General features: G+C 62.1%; 12 protein-coding genes. 5 read left to right on the top strand and 7 right to left on the bottom strand.

What is annotated here, in order from left to right:
- Window positions 1–96: 96 nt before the first annotated feature.
- The 7 genes from AC3WQA_RS00300 to AC3WQA_RS00270 all read right to left on the bottom strand — a co-directional run bounded on the left by AC3WQA_RS00300 (window position 97) and on the right by AC3WQA_RS00270 (window position 9,917).
- On the bottom strand, window positions 97–1,233 hold the full coding sequence (locus AC3WQA_RS00300; protein ID WP_492673255.1) for an ATP-dependent helicase: 1,137 nt from the start codon (window positions 1,231–1,233) through the stop codon (window positions 97–99).
- Entirely contained in the window at window positions 1,233–2,039 is an 807-nt protein-coding gene (locus tag AC3WQA_RS00295; protein ID WP_369487819.1) for a hypothetical protein, read from the bottom strand. The genes AC3WQA_RS00300 and AC3WQA_RS00295 overlap by 1 nt, the downstream gene beginning before the upstream one ends.
- Before the next feature lie 1,611 nt (window positions 2,040–3,650).
- The gene (locus AC3WQA_RS00290) at window positions 3,651–3,893 is read right to left on the bottom strand and encodes a hypothetical protein (protein ID WP_492673254.1); all 243 of its coding nucleotides are present in this window, start codon (window positions 3,891–3,893) and stop codon (window positions 3,651–3,653) included.
- A 19-nt stretch (window positions 3,894–3,912) separates the two neighbouring features.
- Window positions 3,913–7,980: an RHS repeat-associated core domain-containing protein gene (locus AC3WQA_RS00285; protein WP_492673253.1), complete on the bottom strand. Its 4,068-nt coding sequence runs from the start codon at window positions 7,978–7,980 to the stop codon at window positions 3,913–3,915.
- Between the two features lie 51 nt (window positions 7,981–8,031).
- A complete protein-coding gene (locus tag AC3WQA_RS00280) occupies window positions 8,032–8,709 on the bottom strand; it encodes a hypothetical protein (RefSeq protein WP_492673252.1) in 678 nt (225 codons plus the stop codon).
- Window positions 8,710–8,886: 177 nt separating this feature from the next.
- Complete coding sequence (locus AC3WQA_RS00275; RefSeq protein WP_492673251.1) at window positions 8,887–9,441, bottom strand: hypothetical protein; 555 nt, start codon at window positions 9,439–9,441, stop codon at window positions 8,887–8,889.
- Window positions 9,442–9,509: 68 nt separating this feature from the next.
- Window positions 9,510–9,917, bottom strand: coding sequence for a helix-turn-helix domain-containing protein (locus AC3WQA_RS00270; RefSeq protein WP_492673250.1), 408 nt, complete (start codon window positions 9,915–9,917; stop codon window positions 9,510–9,512).
- A 38-nt stretch (window positions 9,918–9,955) separates the two neighbouring features.
- Here AC3WQA_RS00270 and AC3WQA_RS00265 point away from each other — a divergent pair, with 38 nt between their 5' ends.
- From AC3WQA_RS00265 to AC3WQA_RS00245, 5 genes are all read left to right on the top strand, one after another.
- The gene (locus AC3WQA_RS00265) at window positions 9,956–10,273 is read left to right on the top strand and encodes a helix-turn-helix domain-containing protein (protein ID WP_492673249.1); all 318 of its coding nucleotides are present in this window, start codon (window positions 9,956–9,958) and stop codon (window positions 10,271–10,273) included.
- A gap of 190 nt (window positions 10,274–10,463) precedes the next feature.
- Window positions 10,464–11,990 (top strand): IS21 family transposase, encoded by a 1,527-nt coding sequence (gene istA / locus AC3WQA_RS00260; RefSeq protein ID WP_492673248.1) that lies wholly within the window; start codon window positions 10,464–10,466, stop codon window positions 11,988–11,990.
- A 10-nt stretch (window positions 11,991–12,000) separates the two neighbouring features.
- A complete protein-coding gene (gene istB, locus AC3WQA_RS00255; RefSeq protein WP_492673247.1) occupies window positions 12,001–12,741 on the top strand; it encodes an IS21-like element helper ATPase IstB in 741 nt (246 codons plus the stop codon).
- A 43-nt stretch (window positions 12,742–12,784) separates the two neighbouring features.
- A complete protein-coding gene (locus AC3WQA_RS00250; protein ID WP_492673246.1) occupies window positions 12,785–13,552 on the top strand; it encodes a DUF6338 family protein in 768 nt (255 codons plus the stop codon).
- Window positions 13,539–13,748: a hypothetical protein gene (locus AC3WQA_RS00245; RefSeq protein WP_369487781.1), complete on the top strand. Its 210-nt coding sequence runs from the start codon at window positions 13,539–13,541 to the stop codon at window positions 13,746–13,748. Before AC3WQA_RS00250 ends, AC3WQA_RS00245 begins: the two co-directional genes overlap by 14 nt.
- Window position 13,749: the final 1 nt, after the last annotated feature.

Genomic DNA, 13,749 nt, shown 5'->3' with positions numbered 1-13,749 from the left:
GATTCACACGCACCTGTGGGTCGGCAACGAGCACGTCGGCCCGATGTTCCGGCAGATCCGAGATGCGGTCGCGAACAAGCGCCCCGTGCTGGTCATCTATCCGAAGAAGGAGGGAGACGAGCGCAAGTCGGGCGGGGCGAAGAAGAGCGCCGGCGCCTGCAGCTCCCAGAATGATGTGCCGCCTATGCGCTGGCAGGCGACGCCGTCGGGCTTCTTTTGCTCCAGCCTCTCAAGCTGCATGTTCGTCCGGGCTAGGATCGCCCAGTGGCCGGGCTCGCCGGACTCGAGGACGGCCGTCCAGATCTTCGCTGCCTCATCGTCCTCGCTGGCGCAGCGAATGACCTCCACCACGCCCTCGCTGAGGTTGGCCGTCCTGAGCGCCTTCGGGATCCTGTCCTCGTTGTTTAGGATCAGCTGCGCCGCCGGTGCCATGATCTCTTTCGGATAGCGGTAGGTCGTGTCCAGCGCCACGTGCGTAGCTTGGGTGAGGTACTTGAAGTCGTTCATGGCCTTCGCACCGTTGGCGCCGCGCCATGAGTAGATCGACTGGTCGTCATCGCCCACGACGGTGACCGAGGTGCCGTGGGTGATGTGCTCCTTGACCCAGTCGTACTGAACCTCGTCGGTGTCCTGCCACTCGTCGACGAGCATGTAGGTCGACGTGTAGGGGGCCACGTGCCCCTTCATGCCGGGCGCGGTGCGCATCCCGCGCACCGCCAGGCGGAGTAGGTCAGCGAAGTCGTAGGCGCCGGTCTGGCGCAGGAGCTCTTCGTAGCGCTCGTAGACCTTGACCCGCGGCTCGACATGCGGGGACGGGAGAATCGGATCGACCGCGGACTTCATCTTGTCGACGAAGGCGACGGACGTTTCGAAGTCGACCTGGTCCTCGGTCGTGATGGTGTCCACGTAGGCCCGACGCATGAGATCGGACTGCTGGTTCTCGTTCACCAGCTTGAACTTATGTCCGCCGGCCTCGAGCTGACGTTTGCATAGTCCGTGGAATGTGCCGAACAGCGCGCGCTTGGCAGCATCGGGCACCTTCGCCTTTACTCGGCGCTCGAGCTCCTTTGCCGATTCGGATGAAAAGGTCACCCCCATGACCGTGACGCCTGGCTTGGACAGGAGGTGAGCTGCGCGGTGAACCAGAACCGTCGTTTTTCCCGACCCTGGGCACGCCGTGATCAGGCAGTGCCCATATACCCCGACGGCCCTGGCTTGCGCGTCGTTGAGCATCAGGCGCCGGCCGCGACTCGCCTGGCGCGGGGGGCTGCGGCTTTCGCCGGCGCTTCCTCCACGCTTGCATCGGTGGCGGCTGCCGCGACGGACGCAGAGGCGGCGGGCGGGGGCGCCTCTGCGGCGTCGGCGGACCGGCCTTCGGCGGCGGCCGCGCGACGGTCTGCCACTTCCTGCCGCTCCTTGTCGCGCTGGGCGCGTTGCCGCGTCACCGAGCTGCGCGCCTGGCGGCTCAGCAGGTAGAGCTGTCGGGCCAGACCGATGATCATCGCGCGGTACTTCTGGATCAGCGCGCCGCGCTCCTCGCGCTTGACGAAACCGGCGAACCACAGGGTATCGAGCAGATCAACCAGCGTGTCGTACTTGCGCACGATGTCGCCGATCTTGGCGGCCTCAGGGCAGTACATGGCCACCTCGAAGGTGAGCATGTCGGAGTAGCCGGTGTGGCGATCCGGGAGCTGCGCGTCGATCACAGCGGTGAGTCGCTTGACCTCGTCGTCGATCGCAGTGAAGACGGCGTCAACCTTCTTGGTCACGATCGCGTCGGCGGCTTTCACGGCCTCGTTGTTGTCCGGAAGCGTGAAGTAGAAGAAGTACAAGGACTTCTGCGCCATCACCAGGCCCAGGTGGTACACGTACTGGGCGGCGCTCGACTTCAGCACCAGCTTTTCCAGGCGGTACGGCGTGGATTGCTTGGGCACCCACGTGGCCATCTCGAGCCTGCGGGTGCGCTTGGCCGACTGGCGCTGGTCGCGGTCGGTACGGCCGCCGGCGGCGGCGGTCTGGTCGGTAACGGCAGCATTCACGGGTGCACTCCTTGCGTGGTTGGTGCCTCCATTGTCCTGTCGTGCCAGGACGGTGGACTTTCGAAACTCGGCTGTTATCGGGCGATTTTCGCGCAATCGGCCCGTGCAGCAGCCGAGGCCGGCGCGTTGAGCTCGTAGAAGCCAGCACACAAAGGGCCGGCGCCCAAAGCGGGCGGTACACGCCGGCGATCCGCCGCACCGAAGAGCGTGGCAACGGGGTGTCCGTGCAGTGGGTGGAGGCGAATCCGATGCCCCATCGCCGTGGTGCAAGAATCCGCTTGACGCCGCGTACCCTCACGTCTTACCGTCTGCCCATCGATTTCTGGTTGGCATGCTTTTTCAGATGCACAACCAAAGCGCCGAGGCTCGCTCCTAGCCGCTCCTATCCACCAGAGATAGGTCTGATGTTCCGCCGCTCCGTGCGGCTGTCGTACCACGTCGGGGTTCTCCCGATGGCCTCGGTCCGCTTAGGACCGATCACCCTTTGTTCGGCGACATAGCGCATCCGCGATGCGCCAAACACTGCAGCTTCGGCTGCTACCTCCGTCTGGCTTCGGCCAGCCACATGCGTGCGTGTGTGCGATTCGACCCGAGGGTCGTTGTCCGCCTCCGGCATGTGTACCTGAAGTCTTCGCGCCCCGACCGTTCGGCCCGCGCCGCGTTGACTTTGACGCAGACCGCCTCGCTCCGGATTCTGACGTGATCTCGCGATCACCGTTCCGTTGTAGGCGTGTGCGTCCTCCGCAGTGTTTCACTGCGCAGTCTTCCTATCCCTTGGGGTGTTCGCATCCCTACAGGGATCGTGCTCCCCGAGGTTCCAACCACCGCCGATTCCCGTCGACGGCTTCTTGAACCTTGGAGGTCTTCCATGTCCAAGCACGACTCGTTCCGCTCCGAGAACCGTTGATCCACATGGCTGGTACGTCAGCGCCTTTCGAGCCGGCGAAGCTTGCCGAACTCGAGGAGGCGTTCGGTCTGTCTGCGTATTGCCATCGAGCTGACCATCTGTTGCCAACACGGCTGACCATTTCAGGCAAGTGAACTGACCAGCAGCAGCAGCTTTTTGACCAGTGAACGTCGTAGCTGTAATGCGTGATCTTGCTGCTGTCGTCGTTCAACACGCGACCGCGTCACTGACGTGGCCGACCATGAACCGCTATGTCTTGCCTACCGCCAAACGTCATGCATCGAAGGCCCGCATGAGGCGGGCGTTCGATGCATGTGCCCCAGCTTGGCAGTGAGGTTTTACCCCATATTTCCCTGCAGCCCTTTTTCTAACCGCAAGGTTCTGGTTGACGGCGCGCATCGGTCATCGTGTGGCGCTTGCCGTTGGCGTAGTAGGCGTGCAGCGTGACGTGGCCCAGCATGTCTGTGACGGTTGCAAATTAATTTCCTCCGCCTCCTTATTGCTGCTTCTGCAGGTAGCGCAGCCGACACCCGCCGCCCTGGTAGAGCCGAAGGCGGTGAACTCGACTGTGGCGACACTGAGTGGCGCCTCGCAGCCATAGAGTCCACCGCCTCCCCTCATTGGGAGGCGAGAGGATCCAGTGATGGACGAACACCAATGAAATAAACAAGGCGCCTCCAGAGGCGCCTTGTTCGGTACTCAGGTCATTCACGCGGTGCCGAACTTCCCGGCAATTGTTCGAAGTCTTCATCTGGCTCAAGGTAGTGGATTAATCCAGCCCCAGCCATTCTGACTATCACACCGGAACGCAAATAGCTCCACTGTTCTTGTGGAAAGAGCGTGGTGTACTCATTCGTGTCGATAGAGCATACAACAACTCCTACGCGCCCCCCCCCTAATGCCACATGATCGCCTAGCCTGACTTCTTTCCCATCTGCATATTTCATTACGCGCCGCCTCCCTTTCTCACAGAGGCACTGCCCCGGGTGGCGGCGGCGGCTCTGTCACGCCAATCGCAGACCAAAAGCACTGACAGTTATTGGGATTCTGGTTCATTCGATACAGGTGTACGTGATCACCCGGGAAAGGGTAATGGGGTTTGCTTGGGGGAACTTTATCAAGGCGGTAACCAATCGTGCCCACTTGGGGCGAACACGGTGGGCAGGAGTTATCAGCCTTATTGCACATTTTTCCGCCAAGCCAATTGCCGACGGCACCGCCCGCAACAGCACCACCTGCAGCACCTGCAGAACCACCAGACTCTCCTCCAGCAACGCCACATCCAACAGTACCTACACCAGGCGCAACCAGCGTGCATGCAGCACCACCACCCACTGCGCCGCCCGCCCCGCCAAGCACTCCTCCTAGAACTCCACCACATGTGGCCCCAGCGGCCGCCCACGCGGCTTGGCATGTCTGTCCCGACGAAGCTAGGCCCAATGGATCGATCGAGCCCAACGGATCTCCATCTACGTAGGCGTAAATGTTCTCCCCTCCCTCTTCCCCAATCGGATCGCGACTGAGCCAGCGGCCTACGGCTGGATCATAAGCACGGTACTGCGTCAGAAACAGACTTGATCCTTGGTCATGCAGCATACCTGCATACCCGTAGTCGGGATGTATACCCCTTGCCCGTGTTGTGACGCCATACGCACCGTACTTGGCAGTGCCCAGCATTTTGCCGTTGGCGTCCGTCGCACCAACCACACTGCCTAATTGGTCGCGCACGTAGTACAGCGCCTGCACCCCATGGATTTCACCCTGGTCGAAGTAGTCCGCCATCACCACGTCGTTGCTATCACGCACCTGGCAAACCGCCGACCCACACCACAGATAGCGAGCCTGCGTGCTGGCAGCGCCGTTCTGGTGGGTGATCATCAAGCGCCGGCCCCAGCCGTCGTAACCGTAACGGGTGACTTCACCGGTTGCGGTATTGGTCTGGCTGACCAGCCTACCAGCCGCGTCCCATGTGTACTGATGTACGCCATCACTGATCAGATTGCCATCCGCATCGTACTGCCATGACATGCCGTTGACCGTGCTGAGCTGGTTCAGCGCGTTGGCAGAGGCCGTGAGGGAGAACGAGGCACCCGCCGCCTTCAGCAGATTGCCGGCCGCGTCGTAGTCGAAGCGGCTGGCATCCCGATCGTCACCGCGCACATCCGTGAGTCGGTATGCCGCATCGTAGCGATACCGCTCGCTGTCACCACGACCATCTTCGTTGTTCCCGTCATCGCGACCGTCATGGCCCCATCCGTCGCGATCGTGACCGTAGTCGTGCTGCAAATCGTTCGCTACCGCCTGTTCCGCATCAATGGTATCGGCCCGATCGTCGTGATTGCCGTCACCATCGTGATCCCTCCCTTCGCGCAGCCGCGGCCACTCAAGTTTGGCGGCTGTCAGCAGATGCTCGGGACTGTGAGCATATTCCTGCAAGGCCTCCAGGCGCCGCCCCTTGACGTCCAGGTACATCAGACGATGCAGTTGCCGGTCACCACGGTTGGACTCGTACTCCATGTTCAACGCAAGGCCGGGCTGGCCGGAGGGCGTCATCAGCACCCGCCACGTCAGCTGGTCGGTGTCGCCGAGGTAGCTGTATTGGAAGTTGCCAAGCGGGTTGGTTTCTTCGCTCAACCGACCCAACGCATCGTAGGTATCGCTCACCGTCACGTCCGTGGTGCGGTGAATGACCCTGCCCAACGCATCGTAGGCATACTGCGCGCTGTCATTCGCACTGAACGGCCCCGTCTCCTGTGCCAGTTTGAGGGCGCCAGGTTGACCGGCTGGCACATAGCTGAAGCCGGTGTTACCCAAGCCGTCCGTCATGCCAGTCAGGCGGGAATAGTAGGGATCGTAGCGGTAGGATGCCGCCGCCGTGGGGTTCACGGCATGCAGGTACTGCACTCCAGTAAGCAGGTCAGCCAGGTCATAGCTGTACGCCATGGTCTGCCCCAACGCATCAGTCTGGCTAATCAGACGGCCAACACCGTCATATGCGTACGTCGAGCCCTTGCCATCGGCATAGGTCTTGGCGGTCACCCGGCCTTCAAGGTCACGCGTCCACGTGGTGACGTTCCCGTTCGGATCGGTCATCGTGTGGCGCTTGCCGTTGGCGTAGTAGGTGCACTGCGTGACGTGGCCCAGCGGGTCGGTGACCGCGATGAGGTTGCGTACGGCGTCGTAGCCGTAGTGGGTGGTGTTGCCCTGGCGGTCAGTGACGGCCACGAGGTCTAGGCGGTTCCACGTGTACCGGGTGGAGGTGTGGTCGGGATAGCTGACGGATACTACGCGATTGAGCGCGTCGTACTGGAACTGGCGCGTGTAGCCCGCAGCATCAGTGCTGGTGGCGACGCGGCCTTCGGCATCGTAGGTGTACCGCTGCGACACATGCCCGAGCGCGTCGATGACGGCCAACAAGTAGCCGTTGCTGTCGTACTGGTAGCGCGTCATGTTGCCCAGAGGGTCGGTGGCCGAGGTGCGTTGGCCGCGGGCGTTGTAAGTGTAGGTGGTGGTACCGCCCGCCGCATCGGTCGTGGTTAGCGGCTGATGCTGGCCGTTGTAGGTGGCGCTCGCCAGCGTATCGAAACCGCTCGCGGTCTTCTGCTGCACCTGGATCTGGTCAACGCCGTTGGGTGCGTACGTATAGGTGGTTTCGCGGCCATCGGGGTCGATCTTGGACGTGACCTTGCCGTACGCGTTGTAGGTGTAGTGAGTGACCTGACTGCTGCCGTCATCCAGCACCCGACCCACGTCACTGGGCAGGTTCAGCGTGCCGGGATAGTACGGCCCCGGCTGGCCGGCATAGTCGTACCAGATCATGCCTTCCAGCGGATACTTGACGTTCTCCAGCACGCGCGAGGTGTAGTAGCAGCACGGATAGGCGTGCAGGAAGTGCTTCATGCGCGCTTTGCTGTAGTCGCAGCTGGTCGTGCCATTGCTCACCGTGCAGGCCGCCGCGAACGCATTCTTGTCCCAGTAATACGAGTCGCGGTAGTTGAGGTAGGCATTGAAGGTATTCATGCCGCTCGGCGCCTGCGACACGCTGAAAGGTGCACCGGGCGCACCGGGCATGTATTCGGTGCGCTCGGTATGCCCGGCGGGATCGGTCGCCTGGATCGACAACTCCGTGGCATTGCCGTTGGCGCCTTCGGTGTGTGCGAAGGTGGTGGTGCCGTAGGGCGTTGTCATCGCCTGCACGAACAGGGCGCTGTCGTAGGTGAAGGTGGAGGTCATGCCGATCGCGTCGGTGATCGACACTAGACGCCCTTGACTGTCGTAGGCCAGGGTTGCGTGGCGACCGAACGGATCGGCAATGCCGGTGACGAGCAGGGGCGCGGTGCTGTTGCCGTAGGTGAAGGTGGTCTGCTGGCCGATCGCGTCGGTCACTGTGACTAGGCGATGCTGGTTGTCGTAACTTAGCGTGAGGGCATTGCCCTGCGCATCGACGATCCGGGTGAGGAGCACCTTGCGCGGGTAGGTAGTCGCGCCGTCCGGCATGGCGAAGACGTCCTTGCTGCCATCGGCGTAGCGCAGTTCGTAGCTGACCGGGTTGCTGGAGGTCATGACCAACACCGCGCCGTTGTCCGGTTCGGGCGAAAACGCACCGGTGGTTGCGTTGTATCCACTGTAGGGCCAGCCGCCGCCGCCCGAGACATAGCGCAGCACCTGACTGCCTGGGTTGCTCGGATCATCCTGGATCCAGCTGATCCAGTTGAGCGTCCACTTCTGCCCGACGCTGAAGGTATCGAACACTACCGGCTGGTCGGCTTCGCGCTCGTTGTAGGCAATCGTGGTCTCCACCGTCGGTCCCAGCGGCGGGGTGTAGCCAATCGGTGTATCGCGGATGTTGAGGCCAGCGAGCAGCGATTTGAAGGAGTACACCGGCATGCCATGGGCAGACCCGCAGCTATTGCTGTCGGCGCTGTCGCACGGCGCGTTGGCATTGGGATCGTTGGCCTGTGTGACGCCAGCCCACGCTTGCATCGTGGTAATGACCAGGATCATCGTTAAAAGTAGCTTGCTCAGCGTCTTCATAAGGTTCTCTCTATCCATGCGAGCGACGTTCGGTGAACCAACGCCGTTGAATCAGTGAAGGGGGAGAAGCGAAATCGGATCGATGCGTGTGCTGGGAGAAACAGGCCGCCCCGAGGTGGTGCTGACCTGCTGGCCGTCGGTGTGACGAAACGCACCTTGCCGGTAGCGCGCCAAACAGGCGCCATCGCCTTTCTGGCAAAGCACTGCCACGCAACCGGTCAGATCGTGGAAGAGCGTGAGGTCGTCGGCACTGCCGGTGGCGGCTTCGTCGTGCGCGGCGTCGTGCGGGGCGTAACGCACCAGATCGCCCACGTGATACGGCGCGGCGGTGAATTCGGTGCGCAGCATGAAGAGCGTTAACGACTGGTTGGTTGTTCCCTTGGGCACGTTGATCGTCACCATCTGCACATCGTGCAGGTAGGGTGTTATCGAAACGGGCAGGCTTTTCCAGTAGCCGTGCGACTTGGCCCAGTGGAAAACCTGGTTCATGTCCGCCGGCGTGCCCACGCTCGCGAGCCGGCCAATGACCAGGTGAGGATAAGCGCCGTCGACGAGCAGGCCACAACGATCAGCACTGCAAATGGGCTGCAAAGGTTTGCCATCCGCCGCGCGTGCAGCGCGGTTGAGCAAAAGCAACAAGGTGAGCGCCAGACCTGTGGTCACCTTGCGCCAATGGCGTCCACAAACCTCAAGACCTGTAGTCTTGACCGGGCTACGGAACGATTTCATGCCCCTTGTCTTCCCTGACATCAGCGACTCCCCAGGCCCTGATTCGATGATGTCGCCATGAGCCGCATCGCGGCAGGCGATCACACGCACTATCTCTTCGCCTGCGCATAGACGTCAACAAGCAAGATCTTGCGCCGAGATGAACTGTCCTGCTATCGTCTCATCGACCTCAGTGCCTCATCGGCAACGCCATAGGCGACGCCACAAGCCCTCGTCCGTAGCCCCGCCGCACCGCACAGATACACGGCACTGAATCTGTCGCGGCCTAAGGTAGATCTGCTGCACACCCCAGCCCATCGCCAGCATCATGGCCATGACGCCGACGAGACGAAGCAGCAAAACCGGTACGGGCAGCGGCGAATGCGAGGCCAGGTACCATGCCTCAAGCAATTCGAATCCCAGGAAGCCCATGACGATACGGCCGAACAAGGCCAAGCCGCGCAGGGATGCCGCAAAGTGCACGCTTTCGCTGCCAAAACGAAGCGAGTGTGTAAACAGTAGCAGGCGTATTTCCCGATCCGTGAGGTCGGCTTCATGCTTCAGACGGATCAGGTTTTGCCGATCCAGTTGAGGCCGATCACATCGGAAGCGCGTACGGAAGGCCCGTTCTTCTTCCTGTGCCAAGCGGTCACGAGCCTCCAGCGAGAGCACCTCCGCATCCGCCGCGCCTTCGCGGACGGCATCCACCAACTCGGACTTCAATTGGTTCCACTTGATGTCGTGCTCTTTCATGGACGAACTACTCCTGGGAAAAAGAATGACGGAACGGTACGAGTGCCCATCTTGCTCGGGTCGTTCGTTCATCGGCGCACCGCGATGGCGAGTAGTTCCTTCACCTGTCCCGGCTCCACACGCCCCTTCTCGGTACTCAGAGCATAGGCAGCCTTCAGTATCCGCAAACGCATGGCTGGCTTGAGCTTCTTGCTCAATGTGGCTAGCTCGGTATCAACGCATCGGATGATCTGATCGACGAGCGCGAAGTCCATCGTGCGCGTGGCCGCTTTGATCGGCTGTTCACCGGGACCAGCCAGTAGCCAGACCGGATCGATACCGTAGGTCTCGTACAAGGCACGAAACAACGCGACCGGCATCTCACGTTCGCCGCGCTCGTAGTTGGCATACGCACGCAGTGACAATCCCAGGGTATCGGCGAAGGCGCCTTGGCTCAGGCCGGTGCTGGCCCGCACAGCTACCAGTCGTTGACCCATAGCAGCGTTTTGTTCTGGCGTTGCAATGCTACTCATATATGCCTATATTGAGTCTCATACATGCCGTAGAGGGTAACGACTTGCGCCACGAAAGGAAACGCCATGAACGGATCAAGGCACGCCTGCGGCAGGCGGGCAGTTCATTGGCGCAAGTGGCGAGAGAACTCGGCGTGCAGCCGACGACTGTCACCTCGGTGAGCCAAGGATATCGGCGCTCGCAGCGTATAGAGGCACAGATCGCGACCACGCTCTCGACGACACCCGATCAGCTCTGGCCGGATCGCTACCCGGTGCTCCAGCGCGCCGCCCCGCCTTCGCCCACAGGAAACGCCTCGCCCGGAACCGCCATCGGTTAACCCACCCCGAACCGCGAGCGCAAAAAGGGCCAGCGTCTGCAAACGCCAGCCCTTTGAGATTGCCATTGTCGAGTGACCACCGACGTACGCATTCTCATGCGCCCCCGCCGATCCTGTCAACCGCGCCGCCCTGAACGGCGGCGCGACGGACGGCAGCGCTCGCCCGATCCCCTCCGCATGAGAATTTGACATGGTTCTGAAGAGCTTATGCCGGCTATTGCTGATCACCGACCTGTCCAACCGCAAGGTCGGACAGATCTGCCATGTGCACCATCACACCGCCGGCCGCTACCGCGACCGCCTGCGAGAAGAAGGGCTGACCTGGGAACGTGTGAGCGAACTTTCCGAAGAAGCGCTCGATGCGCGCCTCAACAACGGCCGTGAGCGGATACGAAAGAAGTTCGTGGAACCGGACTGGTCTCACGTCCATCAGGAGCTTTCCCGCCCCGGGGTGACGATCACGCTGCTGTATGAGGAATACGCCTCCTCACTCGACACCGAGCCCATGTCCGATCGGGAATTCCGGCGACGCCACGACCGCTACAAGCGCACGCTCGGCGTGGTCATGCGCCAGGTGCGACGCCCGGGCGAAGAACTCTTCGTCGACTACTCGGGCAAGCGCCCCTCGATCACAAATCCCGACACCGGCGTGAAGACGCCGGCGGAATTGTGGGTCGGCGTCCTGGGCTCCAGCCGCAAGACCTTTGCCTATTGCACGGCGACGCAGCAGTTGCCCGACTGGATCGATGCGCATGTGCACGCGTTGGCGTTCTTCAGTGCCGTCCCGCTCTACCTCGTCCCCGATAACCTCAAGTCCGCCGTGGTCAGCATCTCCCGCAAGGATGGCCACTACATCAACCCCACCTACCAGGCCTTTGCCGACCACTACAACCTGACGGTGATGCCCACCCGCGCGCGCAAGCCGCGGGACAAGGCGGCCGTCGAAGGTGGTGTTCGCCTGGCCCAGATGTGGATCCTTGCGCGGCTGCGGAACCGCACGTTCTTTTCGCTCCCCGAACTCAACCAGGCAATCGACGAGCTGTTGGTACGCCTCAACAGCAAAGGAATGCGCACGCGTGGCGGCATGAGCCGAAACGAGTTGTTCGAGGAGCTGGATCGGCCAGCGATGCGCGCGCTGCCGGTGCAGCCCTACGAGTATGCCGAGTGGAAGATTGGCGTCACGGTTCCGCAGGATTACTGCGTCGTCTGGGAGCGCAACTACTACTCAGTGCCTTTCAGCCTGGTGGCGCGCAAGGTCAATCTGCGGGTCACGACGACCACGGTCGAGGCGTATCACCGCGGGCAGTTGGTGGCCACGCATCGCCGTTCGTTCGGTGTCGATGGCGTGTTCATCAAGAAGGAGCACCAACCGCCTGCGCACCGGCTGTACGGTGAAGAGCAGATGGCAGAGCTCGTCGCCTGGGCGGAAACCGTCGGGCCGTCTGTCCACCAGTTCATGCAGCAACACCAGCAAGCCCATTCCGCTGCCGCCTCGATGCAGGCCTTCCGCGGGCTCAAACGGCTGGCCCGAGACTTCGGCACGGAACGGCTCGACCGAGCCTGCGCGCGGGCCCTGCGCATGCGCGCGATCACCATCACCTCCGTCCGCTCGATGTTGTCGCGCGGCATCGAGAACACACCGCTGCAAGACGACGCGGCGGCCAACGACCCCATCGCACCGCACCAGAACGTGCGCGGCGCCACCGACTACGAATAGGGGATACCTCATGTCACACCTGCAAACCATCGAGCAACTGCGCGACTTGCACCTCGCCGGCATGGCCGAGGCGTTCGCCCACCAGATGAGCGATACCGTGTTCGCCAGCGTGGCTTTCGAGCAGCGCGTACAAATGCTGGTCGAGGCCGAAAAAGCGCAACGTGACAACCAACGCTATCAGCGCCTTCTGAAGAACGCCAAGCTCAAGGTCATCGCCGCACCCGAGGAGATCGACTATCGGCCGGGGCGTGGTTTGGACAAAGCCGTGATGGCGGATCTGCTGACCGGCTTCTGGATCGGCGCACACCGGAATGTGCTCATCACCGGCGCCACCGGCACTGGCAAGACTTGGCTCGGCTGCGCCCTCGGCGTCCAGGCCGCGCGCTTGGGTTTCACGGTTGCGTACCGCCGAACCGCCCGGCTGCTGGAAGAGATGGCCATCGGGCACGAGGACGGAACCATCGCGCGACAGCGCAACCAGCTCAGCAAGGCGCAACTGCTGATCCTCGACGACTTCGGGTTGACCGCGCTGACGAATCGCGGGCGCTCGGATCTGCTCGAAGTGCTGGATGATCGGGTGGGCAGCGGCGCCACCATCATCCTGGGTCAAATGCCCGTCAAGGATTGGCACTCCTACATAAACGATCCAGCAATGGCCGACGCGATCCTCGATCGGCTCGTCCACAGCAGCGTTAAGCTGGATCTGAAGGGCGAATCCATGCGGCGGGTGAAAAACCGCAGCGGTCAGTAGACTGCCTGCGCCGGGCAGCGAGGTGCCGGCGGTGGATAGTCTGTTGGCGAAGCTGGATAGCGCCGCAGGCGACGGTGGTCAGCTGGGTTGCCGGCCGCGGTCAATCGCTGTGGCAAAGGTGGTTAACCGGCTGGCGTTTTGCAGTCTGTCGCCCGCCAAGCCGGGGGTGGCGGACCGCATGCGTTGGGCTATCGGCCACGTCACGGTGTCGGCGTCCAAGGCGACTAACGGTGACCGCAAGTTGAGTTTCAGCTCGACACGTTCCCGCGGCTACCAGGCCGCAGCGTTCGTCCTGCTCTGGTCACCGACCACGAAGGTGTTCGCTGGGAACGATGAGGTTCAGGTGCACGACTACCTTGCGGCGCTCGCCGTTCGGTTCAACGTCGTCGCGTGGCCGTACATCATCGTGTCGACGATCGCTCGTCGGCTCGGTGGTCGTAAGGTCGTCCGCCAGTTGCTCGCGCCGCTGCCCTCGATCGTTGAGGGTTGGGACGCTCTGTACCTGGAGCTGACGACCGGTGGCCCGCATGTGGTCGTCGTCGAGAAGAAGTCCGGCTCAACGGTCATCGGAATCTTCAAGTCGGGATCGGCGACGTCACGTCACGGCACATACCCCGATTTGTTTCTCGCGCAATCCTGTGATATCACCAAGGACGGACGGGCTATTCCGAACCCTGATTCACGCGGCATTTTCATCAGGGGGAGTGAAGTGGCCACGATCGCGTTGTGGAACGGATCACAGGAGCGGGTACACGATGGCCAGTCGACTGCACGGTCTATGGAAGGAGGTGCGAGCCATGATGAAAAGTGACGCGCACTACTCTGCTGCACTGTCCTTTACCGGTGCCTGGAAGCCGCCGTCGGCAGTGGCGCAGCTACCCGCTGTTCCACTTAAGGTCAGCTGCGCCGCGATGGGGATCGATCCCTCGAAGGTGACTTCCGAACCGCTCTTCAAAGCGGCGAAGGTGGTCAGCAGCTTCAGCCTCGCGCTCTCAACCACGGACTAGA

The organism is Rhodanobacter sp. FW106-PBR-R2A-2-24 (genome assembly GCF_058789615.1).
Note: the sequence above shows the minus strand (reverse complement) of the source record. Positions and strands in the feature narration are given on the sequence as shown.